Below are 16113 nucleotides of genomic sequence, written 5' to 3'. Positions count from 1 at the left end.
TAAAAGTGAATTGAAACTAATAAAAAGCTTACATCAAAAAAAGTACCGAAATGAACATGGGCTATTCGTTATAGAAGGTAGAAAGGGACTGGAAGAACTTTTTAGTTCTAGCATAAAGCCATATAAAGTATACACTACCGGTGCTGTTGAACTTAACGTGAAGTATGACGACATACAACTAGTTTCGGCCAGGGAATTGAAGCAGATGAGCGCCCTTAAAAATCCAAATGGGGCTATAGGGGCGTTTCATATACCCACTCCAAAATCCATTGATTTTGAGGATTGGATCCTCCTTTTGGACGAAATTCAAGATCCTGGTAACTTGGGAACTATCATCAGATTATGCGACTGGTTCGGGATCACCAATTTGGTCTGTTCCAAGAATACGGTAGACTGTTACAATCCAAAGGTGCTGCAGGCCACAATGGGTTCTATTGCTAGGGTAAATGTTTTGTATACCAATATTGTAACTTTTTTGAATAGCTGTCCGTTACCGGTTTATGGCTCGTTTATGGATGGTGTCTCTGTCCATGAAACCGAATTGCCAAAAAAAGGTATTCTGGTTATGGGTAATGAAGGAAACGGTATTTCCTTGAACGTAAAAAAATTATGTAATCATCATATTGCCGTACCACAATATGGCAAAGGAACTACCGAAAGTCTTAATGTAGGAACGGCTTCCGCTATTTTGTTGAACGAGGTTCGTCGCCAGGGTTAGTCGGTTATTGAGCTTGGTCTGTGAACGCTACCGAAAACGGGACTATGGGAACAGATTTTTTAACGTAGCATTTACATATCTTTTAAATCGCTCACTGCCAATACGTGATTTAAAAAAAATGCCAATTCAATTTAGTATCAAACTAGTGCAAGGCTAAGCTTAGAGGTAACCTCATTATTCAAAGGTGAAATTTACGAAAATACCTCGCGTCCGCATCGCATCTATATTTCCTGTCCATGGGCTATTGGGGTCGTTATCCCGGACTAGTTCATCCGTTAAGGCAAAAACACCGCGGATCGATGGGCTAAACTTAAAGTATTCCAAGTAAAAATCTATTCCAAATCCTAACTCGTAGTTGTAGACCCACTTTGTCATTCTAAAAGTCCCTGCCGAGTTATCGTCAAGACTACTTTCGTTACTTCCCAAATTTAGGGACATGGAGCCGCCCCCAATAATAAACGGTTTCCAATTTCCTATTCTTCGGGTGCTGGCTTTTAGTAAAAGTGGAAAGTTGATATAAGTCGATTTTACTTCTCTTATGGCATCTCGCTCTTCGTCAAAACCTGGAAAACCTATGGTCCTAGCTGTATAATGTAGACCAGGTTCCAGTCTAAGGTCCAAGAATTCGTTCAAACGCATTTCTCCTATAAGTCCTACATTAAAACCTAAAGTCTTGGTGTTAAGAATGTCCCTATCGTTATCTATATAATCGAACTTGAAGTCGTACTGGTTAAAGCCTAAAAAATAGCCATAGTTAAGGAACTTCTTATCTTCATTTTCCTTATTGAGAACGGGTCTCTCATTAAATTGGGCATTGATCCATTGGCCTGTGCACAATATTACGATGCCTACTAAAATCCATTTCTTCATCTACACCTAATTACTAAAACCTGCATGGATTATGGCTAAACAGCAGTGTTTTGACCAGCTGTAAAAATTATGCTTTTTTAGCAACATATATCGATGCAACCCCAAAAGTTTGGGGGATATTGGTTACCTCTATAAACCCAGTTTTGCGTAAAATATTGTTGAAAGTTTCCCCATGCGGAAAAACAGCTGCAGATTCACTTAAATAGCCATAGGCAGAATTGTCTTTTGAGAAGAGTTTCCCAATGAGTGGCAGCATGTATTTTGTATACAGGTGATACCCTTGTTTAAAGGGTGTTTTTGAAGGAACCGAGGTCTCAAGAATTACTAAAGATCCTTTTGGTTTTAGTACACGTAAAATCTCTGCCAATCCGGTATCCAAGGTTTCAAAGTTTCTAACGCCAAAAGATACCGTTACCGCATCGAACGAATTGTCTGCAAAAGATAGTTTTTCACTATCGCCCACAACCATTTCTATGGTATCGTCCAAGTTTTTGTGGTTGATTTTATCTTTTCCAACTGCTAGCATACCTGGGGAAATGTCCAGGCCAACGATTTTTTTAGCACCGGTCTTAACCAGAGCTATAGCCAGGTCTCCGGTACCTGTAGCGATATCCAATATTGATTGTGGCGCTTCTTTTTTAAGTAGCGCGACCACCCGTTTTCTCCATTTGATATCTATACCAAAGGAAATGACCCGGTTTAAACCATCATAGTCTTTGGAAATAGTATCGAACATTTTGGTGACCTGTTCTTTTTTTCCAAGATCGGAGTCTTTATAGGGGGTAACCTTTTCGGGCATAACAGTAATTTTTTGCAAAGATACGATATAGGAAAGTAGCCTTTCTTAAATTCCTGGATATTGGTGGTACCTAAAAGGGAGGTTAAATATTCTAAAAAAAAGGCCAACCTAATAAAATTATGTAATTTTGTACTTAATTACAAGCCTAACTCATTGACTGCTTTATGTAAAACGGGATAATTGTCTAGCGAAAAAGAGCATCATGTATACTACAAATAGGTAACCTAAGAAATTAAATGAAAATTATTATTGCAGGGGCAGGTGAGGTTGGATTTCATTTGGCTAAGCTACTTTCCTACGAATCGCAGAATATTACGCTGATAGATACACACAAGGAAAGTCTTGTGTATGCTGATAATCACTTGGATATAAGGGTGTTGAAAGGTGATGCGACTTCTATTGCCGTTCTAAGGGATGCACAGGTAGAGGACTCCGATCTGGTTATTGGGGTAACTTCTTCCGAAACTACCAATATTACCCTTTGTATGCTGGCCAAGCAGTTGGGCTGCAAGCAAACGATCGCGAGGATTTCCAATACCGAGTTTGTTGATAATAAAGAGTTGCTCAAATTTTCGGAGTTGGGTATAGACGAACTGATTTCGCCCGAGGAATTGGCCGCTACTGAAATTCAATTGTTATTGAACAAATCTGCATTTAACGATACCTTCGAGTTTGATGAGGGCACATTGATCATGGTAGGGGTTTCCTTACCCAAATCGGCTCCTTTTGTGGGTAAAATGGTCAAAGAGGCCGCTAATATTTTTTCAGAGCTTCACTTTATGCCTATTGCCTTGCAGCGCATGGGAACCCAGTATACGGTGATTCCTAGAGGGGATACCGTTTTTAAGGAAGGTGATCAAGTATATTTTATCACGGTTAAGGAAGGAGTGGACGAGTTGTATAAGCTTACCGGAAAGAAAAAAGAGGAGATAAAAAATGTAATGATTTTGGGCGGTAGTAAAGTGGGCTACAAAACAGCAAGGGACCTTTGTAACAATAAGTTTAACGTTAAACTTATTGAAAAGAATAAAGAGAAAGCTTTTGACCTTGCAGATGAATTACCGAATGCACTGGTTATTAATGGGGATGGAAGGAACGTGGAACTTTTAGAGGAGGAAAGTCTGGAATCAATGGACGCTTTTATTGCGGTTACCGGAAATTCGGAAACCAATATCATGTCCTGCTTGGTAGCTAAATCCAAACATATAAAAAAGACCATTGCGTTGGTGGAGAATATGGACTACTTTCAGCTCTCCCATTCCATAGGTATAGATACCTTGATCAACAAAAAGTTATTGGCAGCGAATAATATCTTCAGGCATATTAGAAGAGGGGAAGTAGTTGAAATGATGCGATTAAATAATCTTAATGCCGAGATATTGGAGTTTATCGTGAAAAAGGATTCCCGTGTTACCGGAGCCGTAATTAGGGACCTTAATTTTCCTAATGCAGCTACTATAGGTGGTGTCGTACGCGATGGTAAAGGAATTATTGCCCTAGGTGGGTTCGAAATTAAAGCAGGGGACAGAGTCGTTGTTTGTTGCCTTCCGGAAGAAATACCCAAAATAGAACGAATGTTCCTTTAACATGCGCTTAAACTCAAGAATTATATTTCACATCATGGGGTTGTTGCTCCTATGCAACGGTGGTTTTATGCTAATCGCCGCGGTAGTAAGTGCCATATATAAAGACGGGGCGGCACTGAGTATTTCATTAGCTTCGATTTCTACAATGTTTGCCGGTGTTTTTGCTATGTACTATACACGTGGGCACCGCAAAGAGGTCAAGAAAAAGGAAGGGTACATTATTGTAACCTTTGGTTGGATCGTAATGTCCATTTCAGGAATGTTGCCCTATATATTTTCCGATGCCATTCCGGACCTTACCAATGCTTTTTTTGAAACCATTTCCGGGTACACAACAACCGGGGCTTCTATAATTGATGACATAGAAACCATGCCAGAAGGGATTTTATTCTGGAGAAGCCTTACCCACTGGATCGGCGGAATGGGAATTATAGTTTTGGCGATTGCAATCCTGCCTTTGTTGGGAATTGGGGGTATGCAATTGTTTGCCGCAGAAGCTCCCGGCCCTAGTGCAGATAAGTTGCATCCAAGAATAACCGATACCGCAAAGCGTTTGTGGCTTATCTACGTAGGATACACTGCAGCGGAAACCCTATTGTTGAAACTTGCGGGAATGTCTTTTTTTGACGCCGTAAACCATGCTTTGGCTACCTTGTCTACAGGCGGATTTTCTACGAAAAACGCCAGTATTGCACATTGGAACGATCAGCCTTTGATACAATATATTATTATAGTTTTTATGTTTTTGGCAGGAACCAATTTCGTACTGAGCTATTTCGCGTTTAAGGGCAAGGTGCAAAAGGTAATCAAGGATGAGGAGTTCAAGTTCTATTTGTTATTTATGCTATCCGCTACGGTAGTTACAGGAATGGTGATTTACTTTAGGGCTAACATTAGCGAGCTGACTCCCGGTTACCCCATGGTTTTAGGACAGGCCGAAAGCGCATTTAGACACGCCCTGTTTCAGGTCATTGCCGTTGTTACCACTACTGGTTTTGTAAGTGCCGATTTTACGCAGTGGACACCATTTTTAACGATATTCTTTTTTGGTCTCTTCTTTGTGGGCGGTTCGGCAGGGTCTACTTCCGGAGGTATAAAAGTAATGCGGCATTTGTTGATCATCAAAAACGGTTTGTTGGAATTTAAACGCACTTTGCATACCAATGCCGTTATTCCCGTGCGTTATAACAACAAAACCGTAAAAGAGAACATTGTATATAATATCATTGGTTTCTTTGCCCTGTATATGCTCCTTTTTATAATCGGTGCCATGGTACTTGGTTTTTTAGGGCTGGATTTTGAATCCGCCATTGGTGGGGCGGCATCCTCGTTAGGCAACGTAGGTCCTGCTTTGGGTAGTCTAAATCCCGTGAGTAATTGGAACGGTCTACCGGATTTGGCCAAATGGTGGTGTGGTTTCCTAATGCTCGCTGGAAGGCTGGAACTTTTTACCGTTCTTATTTTATTGACCCCTTATTTCTGGAAGCGCACGTAAAATATGCGAACCGATTATGGATAGCATTTACATTGGGGTAATGCCTCCTAAAAAATCAAACCTATATTGATTCCTCTCTCTACGGAATTATAGTAATAACTTTGGGCATAACCTACCCTAAGGAACCTAAATTTCTTCCAACCGAGATTCCCTAGAGCAATACCTAATTCCGAATACGGACGGTTATTTGTCGTTGCTAGAAACTTACCGGATACGATCAAGTGCGAATTCAATTTCCTTAGGAGTGGAATTCTATTCATTATAAATCCGTTGAAATTATGCTCTACGTGCGCTTCAACATATTCTTTATTGGTGCTTAACTCGTAATATGGCAGAAGAAAAAAGGATTCCATATAGTCCTTTCGTGTAATATAGGATTCGTTCCCGTTAAAATGTTGGTAGTCTACAAAAGAAATATCCTGTTGATTTAAAAACGCACCGGCTCTTATGTTATAGGAAAAATCTCCTTTATTGGCTACATCAAAAGACTGGTTCAATCTAACTTTTAATTGGTCAAAATGGTTGGCGGCCGAACTGGATGCGAACCCTTTTTCATAACCTAGATGCAGTGTTGGATATAGTTCATTGGTGATATTGAATTTTTGATCGGGATAACTTAGATATTGTTGTCCAAAACGAATGCGCACATCTACACCTAATTTGACAATAGAATGATCATCGATTATAGCAGTGTCAAAATTATCTGGTGCTAGCGGATTATTTGAGGTAAATTGCCGATCGTTAAAATCAATGTAGGTGAAGTCTGTAGTATTAAAGAGTGGTTTCCTGTCTTCAAAACCTAAACTGAGGTTTGTTTGTATCCCATTTGTGATCTCCTTAGTGTACGAGAAGTTTGCAAAGGTGAGGTCATAAAATTTTGCGAAGTTGCGTTCAAAGAATAAGGAGGTAATACTATTTCCTATCGTGGTAATAGGTTCTTCGTTATTTATTTGTTCGGCTACATTTCCTATTTTTAACCTAAGTATGGGTCTGGAGAATCTATTAAAGCGATAATAAAACGATGCTGTAGGGCGCACCCTTTTGTCCGATAGTCCATAATTTACCGCAATATTGAACTGAAAAGCCGTGCCCTCCTCTTTGTCCAGTTTAAGATAATCAAATGCAAGGGAACCATGCCAACCTTGTACCGTGTTAAAAGCAATGTTTTCTAGCGGAGTGTTGAGCGTATAGTATTTTTCCTTAAAAGTATTGTCGTAACTATAGCCAAACAACAGGGACGATAGCTTGAATTTATTTTTCTTGGCATCTACGGAATCCAAGTATTTCTGTGTTTTTCGTATGATTTGGATACTGTCTTTTAGTTGGTAATCCACCGCCTCTTCCACAGTAAGCGGCACGGGTCTTTTGACCTCCCAAAACACACTATCCTTTTTGTTGGCATTTTCTTCAAAAGATAAAATTTCAGAAGTGAAATCTCCCTTAACAAAGTTGGGTTCCAAATCATAGTCCTTATAGGCAGCCGTAAACCTGCCAGATCCTTTAAAACCTAATATGCTATATTCAAAATCGAAACTTTGTAGCACTTTTAGCCACATCTTGTCCTTTTTGGAATAGTTGAAACTTTGCTTAATGTAGAAGGTGTCCACTGGAACAATCTGAGCCTGTTTTCCAGTAAGTTTTAGGTCTACTGCATATAAAGCCCATTCGTCCTCTACAATATAAATAGTCCCGTTAAAGGTCTTTCCTTCGGGGAGTTTCGATTTTACTTCAATTTGATTGATAAGCCTATTGCCCTCGTCGTAAAAAGTACCCTTTAATTGGTATTTGTAGTAAGAAAAAGCATTTTCTGCTAGCGGAGAAACCAGTTGACTGCCCAACTCGACCCTGTTTTCGTAAAACGAAAAATCTATATCCAATGCGGCATTAAAACTAAAACCGTTATCGTTACCACTTACTTTTGTTGCTAAAATCTTTTCCTTTAACTTTCCTTCGCTGCGAGCTACCTCCGATATGGTTTCCGACAGATAAAGTATCCCCGTACGTGTGGAATCCAGTCCTCCGCCAAAATCGCCCAGTTCTTGGCCAAGGATACGTTCTGGAGCGTTCTTGATTTTTAGAAGTCCTTTGGAGTAAAAATTCACCCTGTAATTCGTTATTTTTTCTTGTAGCTCCTTGCGGTTGGCAATCACATTTCTCATGATGGTGTTTGCAGGGTTCGAATTCGCTACAATTTCCACCTCGTTAAGGTTTAAGCCTTCTTCGGTCATGGTCATGTTTAGTTCATATACCGCTTCAGTGATGTCTAGGGATTTCTTTTCGGTTTTATAGCCCAAATATTTAAAAACAATAACTTGCTTTCCCTTGGATGGTACTGTTAATTGGTACTCTCCATTGGCATTTGTGGTAGTGCCGTTTAAGGTTTCTTCTACGTAGATATTTACAAAAGGCAGAGGCTCATTGTTTTTATCGGTCACAAGGCCAAAGACCTGGGCATTGCCATAGAAGCTGCAGCAGATAAGGAATAGTAAAACTAGATACTTGTTTTGCATAGGCTATGAGTTACAGTTTACGTAAAACGCAGGAATATAAGAAGTAATCTTCTTCTGCATGCTAAATATAGATAAAGATGGATTCCCTTTTGGTAAAAACAAATTCCGAATCGTAGAAATTCTATGATTTACTGTTAAGAACTAGTATTGAATTGAGGTAGGTTTTAAATCTATTGTTCCTGTCCTACAGTTACATCTTAAGGCTTTCAATAAAACGAATTTCAATAAAAAACGACCATGATAATACTATCATGGTCGTTTTTCTATTCAAAACTAGCTACTATCCCTTCAATGCTGCTTCTATCCTGGAAACCGCCTCCCTTATTTCTTTTTCCGACGCCGCATAGGATATACGAATGCAATTCCCATTTCCAAAAGCATCTCCTGTTACTGTCGCAACATTGGCATGTTCCAACAGGTACATGGCAAAGTCGGAGGCATTGTTAATGACAGTTCCTTTTAGTGTTTTTCCAAAATAGGCGCTCACATCGGGAAAAACGTAAAAGGCACCTTCAGGTTCATTGCAGGTGAAACCGTCTATGTTGTTCAAAAGTTGTAATATCAACTTTCTTCTCATTTTAAATTCATCAACCATATATTGGATACGACTTGGAGCCTCGGTAAGTGCGGTAATGACTGCACGCTGAGCAATACAGTTGGCACCGCTGGTAACCTGTCCTTGTAACTTATTACATGCTCGTGCGATATAAGCTGGTGCGCCAATATAACCAATACGCCATCCCGTCATGGCAAAGGCCTTTGCCACGCCGTTTACGGTAACCGTTCTATCGTACATATCTGGAAATTCTGCCATAGAGGCATGTGCCGTAACTCCGTAATTGATATGCTCGTAAATTTCATCACTGACAACGATGATTTGTGGATGGTTTTTTAGCACGTCCGCCAAGGCGCGTAATTCTTCCTTACTGTATATAGAGCCACTAGGGTTGCAAGGAGAGCTGTACCAAAGCATTTTGGTTTTAGGGGTAATGGCAGCTTCCAGTTGCTGAGGTGTCATTTTAAAATCGTTTTCTATGGTGGTGGCAACTTCTACCGGTACGCCATCCGCTAGTTTTACAATATCCGCGTAGCTTACCCAATAGGGGCATGGTAAAATTACTTCGTCTCCTTGGTTAAGGACTACCTGGGCAACATTATATAAAGACTGCTTTGCTCCCGTTGACACTACTATTTGTGGCGGGTCATAACTAAGTCCGTTATCACGCTTAAATTTAGTGATGATAGCGTTTTTAAGTTCTACATAACCATCTACCGGGGTATAGGAATTATAGTCGTCCTTTACCGCTTGTATGGCAGCCTCCTTAATATAATCCGGGGTATTAAAATCAGGCTCGCCCAGGCTCAAACCTATGATGTCTTTCCCTGCCGCCCTTAATTCCCGCGCTTTTGCAGCCATTTCCAGTGTTGCGGAGGGTGTTACACTATTGATTCTATTAGATAGTTGGTTACTCATACGTATGTTCATTTAGTTTTAGTGCGCTATGTTGTCCAAGAAAAAATAGACTGTAAACCACTCTTTCTTGATACATATCCAAAATTAAAACATTTGAAATTCTTTGTTATCTAAAAATGAAATTGATTATTAACTATTTGCATATACTTTGTGAATAGTATTAAACAGAGTAGTCCGATAAAAGTGATGGTAAAAAACACTTTTATCGGACTACCATGAATTATCAGTACTGTTAAGCCTGCAGGGCGGGTTGTTTCCCTAATTCTTTAAGGTGGGAAAAGTGGGATATAATCGCCTTCCTTGTTGTTTTGTATTCGTTGTAAGGTAAATTAAATTCCTTAGCGGTTTCTTTTACGATTTTGGAGATCTTTGTGTAATGCACATGGCTAATATTTGGAAAAATATGGTGTTCTACTTGATGGTTGAGTCCACCGGTAAACCAATTTACTATCTTGTTCTTTGTTCCAAAATTAACCGTAGTAAACAACTGGTGAATGGCCCATGTATTTTTCATTGTACCGGTTTCGTCCGGTAATGGGGTATCCGCTTCGTCTACAATGTGCGCCAACTGAAAAACAACACTTAAAATAACGCCCGCTACATAGTGCATTATAAAGAAGCCCAACAGAATTTTGTACCAAGCAATGTCTAAAAAGACCATTGGGACAACGATCCAAATAGTTATGTACAAAATTTTTGTTATCAGTAGGGTAGTCCAGTTGGTGGCGGCACTTGGTAGTTTACCATAAGACAATTTGCGCTTCATGTAGCGGTACATCTGTTGAAAATCTGTTGTTATGGCCCAGTTGAACGTTAACAAACCATATAGAAAAACGGAATAGAAATGTTGGAACTTGTGGTGTTTTTTCCATTCGGTATGTTTGGAAAAGCGTAATATTCTTCCGGCCTCCATGTCCTCATCGTGCTCATGAATATTGGTATAGGTGTGGTGCAATACATTGTGTTGTACTTGCCAATTGTAAACATTTCCTGCAAGGATATAGATGCTTCCGCCCATAAATTTATTAACCCACTTTTTGTTGGAATACGCACCATGGTTGCCGTCGTGCATTACGTTCATGCCTACTCCCGCCATACCTACGCCCATCACTATGGTAAGTAATAGATTCGCCCAATTAGGCAGACCCAAGGTTAATATTAGAAAATATGGCGCCAGGAACAAAGAGAACATAACAATGGTTTTTATATGAAGTCTCCAGTTCCCTGTTTTTTTTATTTTATTTTTCTTAAAGTAGTCGTTTACCCTTCCGTTCAGCGTTTTGAAAAACTGAGCAGAATCTTTTCTCGGAAATCGAATGGTCTTTTTTTCCATATATCTTAAAACTTTTTTATAAATATAATGCAATTGAATTTCAGAATAGTTTGATACCTTGATTAAAAACGGAATCTTTGCATTAGCAATATACTAAATTACTTTTTTTACAAAGATACGAATGACAACCCTAAGGCTATTTGAATATTTTCCCAATTTATCAAAAGAACAACAGTCGCAATTCCTTCTTTTGGAAGATTTGTATAAGGACTGGAATAAGAAAGTAAATGTTGTTTCTAGAAAGGATATCGATGAGCTCTATCTTAGACATGTGCTTCATTCGCTTGGAATAGCTAAAATACAAGAGTTTTCCGATGGTGCGGAAATTTTGGACGTGGGAACCGGCGGGGGGTTTCCTGGTATTCCGTTAGCCATACTTTTTCCCAATGTAAAATTTACCTTGGTAGATTCCATTGGTAAAAAAATAAAAGTCGTAGACGAGGTAGTCGAAGGTTTGGGCTTAGCTAACGTAAAGACTGTTAATGCAAGGGTCGAGGAGATATCGGGGCAATTCGATTTTATTGTAAGCAGAGCGGTTGCCGCTATGCCAACATTTACCCATTGGGTAAAAGGAAAAATCAAAAAAGAATCTGTGCACGAGAGACGAAATGGTATTTTGTATTTAAAGGGCGGTGATTTAAAAGAAGAGTTGAAAGAGTACCGGACAGCTCAAATATTTAACCTATCCGACTATTTTTCCGAAGACTTCTATGAAACCAAAAAAGTAGTTTATTTGCCTCTTAAATTTAAGGGGTAATCAAGAATTTTGATCAACTATTTATGGTTGATGTTTTACTTGCAGGGAGAATCTGGTCTACTGAAAATAGTTTGTGCGTTTATGACTTCTTTAATTTTTATTTCATCATTTAAAAGACCTAATAATTCTCCACTGCAATTATAAATTGGGACAATGGTTCCGCAAATTGCACAGCAGTTATTGGATATGAATATTGTTTCTCCTTTATATTCAGCTATTTCTATATAAAAGAAAGGGGCTACATCGCTTTCGTTTTCTGTTATTTGGTTTACTTGTGCCTGTAGCCAAGACAAATTCTCAATTGGATTAGTTACGTTACAAGCTGTAATTATAGGCAGACCAGTATTATCATTAGTACAACAAACTAGCGTACAACAATAGATAAGCAGTATAATTTTTTTCATTACAGCTAGTTTCAAACAAAGATGCATGTAGCTCAAAAAGATTGCTTATTTTGAAATGCTTTAACAACTAATGCAAAAAAGATGCTTAAAGCATCTTTTTAATAGAATTTGGTGTTTGGTTACTTGCTCCATGGCGGCACAACACCATTGGAACGTGCGTAGGCTATAAGTTGACCTTTATGTTCGCCATTATGTTCCATCATGGCCAAAAGACCGCCAAGTTTGTTCATTTTGGCAAATCCGAAGTCTACTTCCTCGTTTAGTTGAGCACTTTCAACCTTTAGGATGGTTTCCAAAGCAAAGGCATTACTTTTCTTTAATGCGGCAATAATGTTTTCTTTTCCGGAGATTTTACCTAAGCCCATCATATCAACATCGGCTGGAGGGGCAAATCCCATTTTAGATGCTAAAAAATAATTTGCTCCCGCCACGTGCAAAAGTGCCTCTCCGACCGAACTTACGCCTTCACTAGGTCTCCAGTCATATTGTTCTTCGGAAAAAGCCTCGGCCAATTGTACCACCTGCGCTTGATTTCCTGTGAGTACGGCTTGGATGGTAGATTGTGCCAAATTGTCCTGACCGTAGCTTAAAACGGTAGCTCCCAAAAATAAGAGCGTAACTAGTATTTTTTTCATTTGTGTTTTGGTTTATGTGAAAAAGGTTCCTATGGATTATCCATAGGAACCTTTAAATGTAATCAATATTTTGGCTACATACTTTTTAGGTGCCAATTTTATAGTCAGATACTTATCCTAAGAAAGGATACCTGTAATCCTCTGGTGTTACAAAAGTTTCCTTAATTAGTCTAGGAGATACCCAACGCAACAAGTTTTGTGCGGAACCAGCTTTATCATTCGTTCCGGACGCTCTTGCTCCGCCAAAGGGCTGTTGGCCTACAACGGCACCTGTTGGCTTATCATTGATATAGAAATTACCTGCACAGTTTTGAAGTACTTTAGTAGCTTCATCTATCGCATACCTGTCCTTGGAAAGTACCGCTCCGGTGAGGGCGTATTCAGATGTGGTATCTACCAATTTAAGGGTGTCGCTCCAATCTTTGTCTTCATATACGTATATGGTGACTACGGGTCCAAAAAGCTCGGTTTCCATGGTAGTGTACTTAGGGTCGGTAGTAAGTATTACTGTGGGTTCTATAAAATATCCTTTGGATTTGTCATAGTTGCCCCCTGCAATAACTTCGGCATTACTATCTTTTTTAGCTTGATCTATGTAGCTCGCGAGCTTGTCGAACGACCCTTCATGTATTACGGCGGTGATAAAATTGGATAGATCTGCCGGACTGCCAGGCTCGTTAAAGGAGGCAATATCTTTTTTGACCAAATCCAGAATTTCTCTTGAAGTCGATTTTGGTAAGTATACACGAGATGCCGCACTACACTTTTGTCCTTGGAACTCAAAAGCACCACGAACAATAGCAGTGGCGACTTGAGCTGGTTTGGCAGATGGGTGTGCTATGATAAAATCCTTACCTCCTGTTTCCCCTACAATTCTTGGATAAGTCTTATAGGTATGTATATTATTCCCTATTTGTTTCCATAATTCTTTAAAGACGTGTGTGGAGCCGGTAAAATGTAATCCTGCGAAATCCGGACTGGCCAATACGGTATCCGTAATCATTACCGGATCACCGTAAACAACATTTATAACACCGTCCGGTAGGCCAGCTTCCTTGAATACATCAACGATTACTTTTGCCGAGAAAATTTGACTGTCGCTTGGTTTCCAAACAACCACATTGCCCATCATAGCGGCACTCGCGGGCAGGTTTCCGGCAATTGCAGTAAAATTAAACGGGGTAATAGCGTAAATAAAACCTTCTAAAGGTCTATATTCTACACGGTTCCAAATACCTTCTGCAGAATCAGGTTGCTCTTCATAAATCTGTGTCATATACTCTACGTTAAAACGCAGAAAGTCAATAAATTCACAAGCTGCATCAATTTCTGCTTGATGAACGGTCTTGGATTGCGCTATCATGGTAGCTGCATTAATTTTAGCTCTGTATGGGCCTGCAAGCAATTCGGCCGCTTTCATAAAGACTGCCGCACGCTGCTCCCAGGTGAGGTTCGCCCATGCCTCTCTAGAATCCAAACAGTTTTGAATAGCCTCGCTTACATGTTTCTTTTCGGCTAAATGATAGGTGCCAACCGTATGTTTGTGGTCGTGGGGAGGCGACATAGTTCTCGTGTTGCCGGTGCGAACTTCCTTGGACCCAATATACATAGGAACATCTACGCTACCATTGTAATACTCGCTATATTGTTTTAGAACCGCGTCTCTCTCCGGGCTTCCAGGAGCAAAGCTGTTTATTGGTTCGTTAAATGCTGTTGGAACTTGGAAAAAACCTTTACCCATTATGATAATTTTAAAAATTAAATTGGGAACAAAGGTAAGCTTAGTATCTGAGAATTAAAAGGGAAATTGAGATTGGAGATTATAGTGTTCAAGATTAAAATCAATAGATTCAATCTCTAATATTCAGGTATTTGCATTTGTAGCAAAAGCATATCCAAGGGTATTGCTCTTGCTATATCTGGTTTAGAGTCAAGCCTGTTCTTACAGGTGTTTTATCAGTAGTATTAAATAAACTTTGGAACAGTTTTTAGTTTAGGGCAAATGGTGCGCTAAACTTAAAAGTTGGGATGTATACCCTAAATTTTTCTTTGGAATCAAAATTAAACATATTGTAATGCCCTCTCATTGCACCGATCGGCGATGTTAACAAACAGCCGGAATTGTAGGTGTGCGATTCGCCGGGGTTGATAACCGGTTTTTTTCCGATAACGCCCTCTCCGTCCAGGGTTTCCATTTCATTTAAAGAGTCATATATTCTCCAATGACGCGATGTGAGTTGTACCACATCCTTACTTTGGTTTTCTATGGTGATAGTGTACCCGAAGGCATAGTGCATCTTGTAGTTTTTGAAGAACGTTCCTTCAAAATTAGTGTGCACCGATATCTTAATTCCTTTTGTTATTTGTGTTGTCATAAGTCTTTCTTAATACGTAAAAATACTGCCGGCTAAAAGTAAAACTACCCCAATGCAGGCTAAAATAACGAAAACTGTGTTAAGAATACTATATTTAACAATAGTTTTAAATCTACCTTGGCCATAAAAGTTACGCATAGACTTGTAAAGGTAAATGGCAAAAATCAAAAGGAAAATCCCATTGCTTTCCGCCTTAAAAAGACTATTTATCAAATAGCTAATAATGAGCAATATAAATAAGAGTGATTGATTGTGAAAGCTAAAGATCAAATGATCGGTATATGTATGTTTTTTCCTGATATATATCAGCCAAATGAATACCGTAAAAACAGGAAGAAAGAAAAATGTGGTAAAGGGAAGTTTGGAAATTAGTGCGTTAATAAAGGTGCCGGGCTCCTTTTTGGAGCGTATTGTTCCTTTTGCCGTGGTAAAAGCGGTCTTGTTGCCAATAGTATTTTTTAGATCGTATTTGTCCTTTGTTTCCGCGAACGTGTAAAGTGTGTCTTTGGTAATCAAGGTGCTGTAGATCTCCAGTTTTCTGAAAAAACGTGGAAACAGCTTTAGTTCATCGGCAGCTTCAATCTCTCTTTTCGGATTGGAATATATTACGGAATCCCTGAGCCTTACCTGTTCGTAAATTACTCCATCGATATCCAAGGAGTCCAGTTCTGAAATAATCTTGTCCTTATCTTTTTCAGCCTCTCCAAAATCAATGTTTTTTAATGCCGATGTATTTATGTTGATCAATCCATTGCCGGTATCTTCACCAAGGCGATTCAGCTGTTCAAAACTCCCGGAGAATCCCATCAACAGAAAGTAAATGATCGCCAAGCTCAACAAAAATCGAAAGGGATTGGTGTAGGAAACACGTTTGCCGGCAAGGTAGTCCTTTGTTATTTTTCCAGGCCTTGTGAGCATCGCGGCCAAGGTCTTAAAGAGTTTTGTGTCGTAGGAAAAGAGACTGGAGAAAAACTCTTCGAAAAAATCTTTTAGGGTAAGCCTTTTGGTACTGTTGGCCTGGGAACAATTGGGGCAGAACTTGTCGCTGATATCCAATGGATGTTTGCAGTTGAGACATGTAACGCCACGGTATTTTAGTCTGTATCTTCCGGCCTTTTTATTTCCTAAACTAAGTTTCACGGCCTTTTTTTTGGGTT

Annotated in this window: 14 protein-coding genes; 4 read left to right on the top strand and 10 right to left on the bottom strand. The window is 39.4% G+C overall.

The features are described from left to right. Positions 1 to 10 precede the first annotated feature (10 nt). Positions 11 to 718 carry a TrmH family RNA methyltransferase gene (locus ACFQZJ_RS17385; RefSeq protein ID WP_379936182.1) on the top strand — a complete coding sequence of 236 codons (708 nt, stop codon included), beginning with the start codon at positions 11 to 13 and terminating at the stop codon, positions 716 to 718. Positions 719 to 892: 174 nt separating this feature from the next. Here ACFQZJ_RS17385 and porT read toward each other — a convergent pair whose 3' ends face one another. After that, on the bottom strand, positions 893 to 1588 hold the full coding sequence (porT, locus tag ACFQZJ_RS17380; RefSeq protein ID WP_379936181.1) for a type IX secretion/gliding motility protein PorT/SprT: 696 nt from the start codon (positions 1586 to 1588) through the stop codon (positions 893 to 895). Positions 1589 to 1655: 67 nt separating this feature from the next. Continuing rightward, positions 1656 to 2387 (bottom strand): bifunctional demethylmenaquinone methyltransferase/2-methoxy-6-polyprenyl-1,4-benzoquinol methylase UbiE, encoded by a 732-nt coding sequence (ubiE, locus tag ACFQZJ_RS17375; protein ID WP_379936179.1) that lies wholly within the window; start codon positions 2385 to 2387, stop codon positions 1656 to 1658. A gap of 236 nt (positions 2388 to 2623) precedes the next feature. Between ubiE and trkA the strand changes: the two genes are divergently transcribed. Together trkA and ACFQZJ_RS17365 are read left to right on the top strand one after the other, a co-directional pair. Beyond that, complete coding sequence (gene trkA, locus ACFQZJ_RS17370) at positions 2624 to 3973, top strand: Trk system potassium transporter TrkA (protein WP_379936178.1); 1350 nt, start codon at positions 2624 to 2626, stop codon at positions 3971 to 3973. Position 3974: 1 nt separating this feature from the next. Then, positions 3975 to 5468: a TrkH family potassium uptake protein gene (locus ACFQZJ_RS17365; protein WP_379936177.1), complete on the top strand. Its 1494-nt coding sequence runs from the start codon at positions 3975 to 3977 to the stop codon at positions 5466 to 5468. Positions 5469 to 5515: 47 nt separating this feature from the next. Here the strand turns inward: ACFQZJ_RS17365 and ACFQZJ_RS17360 are convergent, their stop codons facing one another. The 3 genes from ACFQZJ_RS17360 to ACFQZJ_RS17350 form a co-directional block, all read right to left on the bottom strand. After that, on the bottom strand, positions 5516 to 7978 hold the full coding sequence (locus ACFQZJ_RS17360) for a DUF5686 and carboxypeptidase regulatory-like domain-containing protein (RefSeq protein ID WP_379936175.1): 2463 nt from the start codon (positions 7976 to 7978) through the stop codon (positions 5516 to 5518). A 280-nt stretch (positions 7979 to 8258) separates the two neighbouring features. Next, the gene (locus ACFQZJ_RS17355; RefSeq protein WP_379936174.1) at positions 8259 to 9452 is read right to left on the bottom strand and encodes a pyridoxal phosphate-dependent aminotransferase; all 1194 of its coding nucleotides are present in this window, start codon (positions 9450 to 9452) and stop codon (positions 8259 to 8261) included. Between the two features lie 232 nt (positions 9453 to 9684). Beyond that, on the bottom strand, positions 9685 to 10785 hold the full coding sequence (locus ACFQZJ_RS17350) for a fatty acid desaturase family protein (protein ID WP_379936173.1): 1101 nt from the start codon (positions 10783 to 10785) through the stop codon (positions 9685 to 9687). Positions 10786 to 10906: 121 nt separating this feature from the next. Between ACFQZJ_RS17350 and rsmG the strand changes: the two genes are divergently transcribed. Next, positions 10907 to 11542, top strand: a complete 636-nt coding sequence (rsmG, locus tag ACFQZJ_RS17345) for a 16S rRNA (guanine(527)-N(7))-methyltransferase RsmG (protein WP_379936172.1) — start codon at positions 10907 to 10909, stop codon at positions 11540 to 11542. Positions 11543 to 11577: 35 nt separating this feature from the next. Here rsmG and ACFQZJ_RS17340 read toward each other — a convergent pair whose 3' ends face one another. From ACFQZJ_RS17340 to ACFQZJ_RS17320, 5 genes are all read right to left on the bottom strand, one after another. After that, complete coding sequence (locus ACFQZJ_RS17340) at positions 11578 to 11946, bottom strand: hypothetical protein (protein WP_379936170.1); 369 nt, start codon at positions 11944 to 11946, stop codon at positions 11578 to 11580. Between the two features lie 119 nt (positions 11947 to 12065). After that, entirely contained in the window at positions 12066 to 12581 is a 516-nt protein-coding gene (locus tag ACFQZJ_RS17335) for a DinB family protein (RefSeq protein ID WP_379936169.1), read from the bottom strand. 112 nt (positions 12582 to 12693) lie between these two features. Beyond that, entirely contained in the window at positions 12694 to 14322 is a 1629-nt protein-coding gene (gene pruA, locus ACFQZJ_RS17330; protein ID WP_379936168.1) for an L-glutamate gamma-semialdehyde dehydrogenase, read from the bottom strand. Positions 14323 to 14569: 247 nt separating this feature from the next. Continuing rightward, a complete protein-coding gene (apaG, locus tag ACFQZJ_RS17325; protein WP_379936166.1) occupies positions 14570 to 14956 on the bottom strand; it encodes a Co2+/Mg2+ efflux protein ApaG in 387 nt (128 codons plus the stop codon). 9 nt (positions 14957 to 14965) lie between these two features. Then, on the bottom strand, positions 14966 to 16096 hold the full coding sequence (locus ACFQZJ_RS17320; protein ID WP_379936165.1) for a DUF3667 domain-containing protein: 1131 nt from the start codon (positions 16094 to 16096) through the stop codon (positions 14966 to 14968). Positions 16097 to 16113 lie beyond the last annotated feature (17 nt).

The sequence above is a fragment of the Maribacter chungangensis genome (genome assembly GCF_042676845.1).
GTDB lineage: Bacteria > Bacteroidota > Bacteroidia > Flavobacteriales > Flavobacteriaceae > Maribacter > Maribacter chungangensis.
This window is presented reverse-complemented; position numbering and strand designations above follow the sequence as displayed.

Bases quoted from the DNA above. Each gene is read 5' to 3' on its own strand.
- porT (WP_379936181.1), bottom strand. From the start codon at position 1,588: ATGAAGAAATGGATTTTAGTAGGCATCGTAATATTGTGCACAGGCCAA.
- ubiE (WP_379936179.1), bottom strand. From the start codon at position 2,387: ATGCCCGAAAAGGTTACCCCCTATAAAGACTCCGATCTTGGAAAAAAA.
- trkA (WP_379936178.1), top strand. From the start codon at position 2,624: ATGAAAATTATTATTGCAGGGGCAGGTGAGGTTGGATTTCATTTGGCT.
- ACFQZJ_RS17365 (WP_379936177.1), top strand. From the start codon at position 3,975: ATGCGCTTAAACTCAAGAATTATATTTCACATCATGGGGTTGTTGCTC.
- ACFQZJ_RS17360 (WP_379936175.1), bottom strand. From the start codon at position 7,978: ATGCAAAACAAGTATCTAGTTTTACTATTCCTTATCTGCTGCAGCTTC.
- ACFQZJ_RS17355 (WP_379936174.1), bottom strand. From the start codon at position 9,452: ATGAGTAACCAACTATCTAATAGAATCAATAGTGTAACACCCTCCGCA.
- ACFQZJ_RS17350 (WP_379936173.1), bottom strand. From the start codon at position 10,785: ATGGAAAAAAAGACCATTCGATTTCCGAGAAAAGATTCTGCTCAGTTT.
- rsmG (WP_379936172.1), top strand. From the start codon at position 10,907: ATGACAACCCTAAGGCTATTTGAATATTTTCCCAATTTATCAAAAGAA.
- ACFQZJ_RS17340 (WP_379936170.1), bottom strand. From the start codon at position 11,946: ATGAAAAAAATTATACTGCTTATCTATTGTTGTACGCTAGTTTGTTGT.
- ACFQZJ_RS17335 (WP_379936169.1), bottom strand. From the start codon at position 12,581: ATGAAAAAAATACTAGTTACGCTCTTATTTTTGGGAGCTACCGTTTTA.
- pruA (WP_379936168.1), bottom strand. From the start codon at position 14,322: ATGGGTAAAGGTTTTTTCCAAGTTCCAACAGCATTTAACGAACCAATA.
- apaG (WP_379936166.1), bottom strand. From the start codon at position 14,956: ATGACAACACAAATAACAAAAGGAATTAAGATATCGGTGCACACTAAT.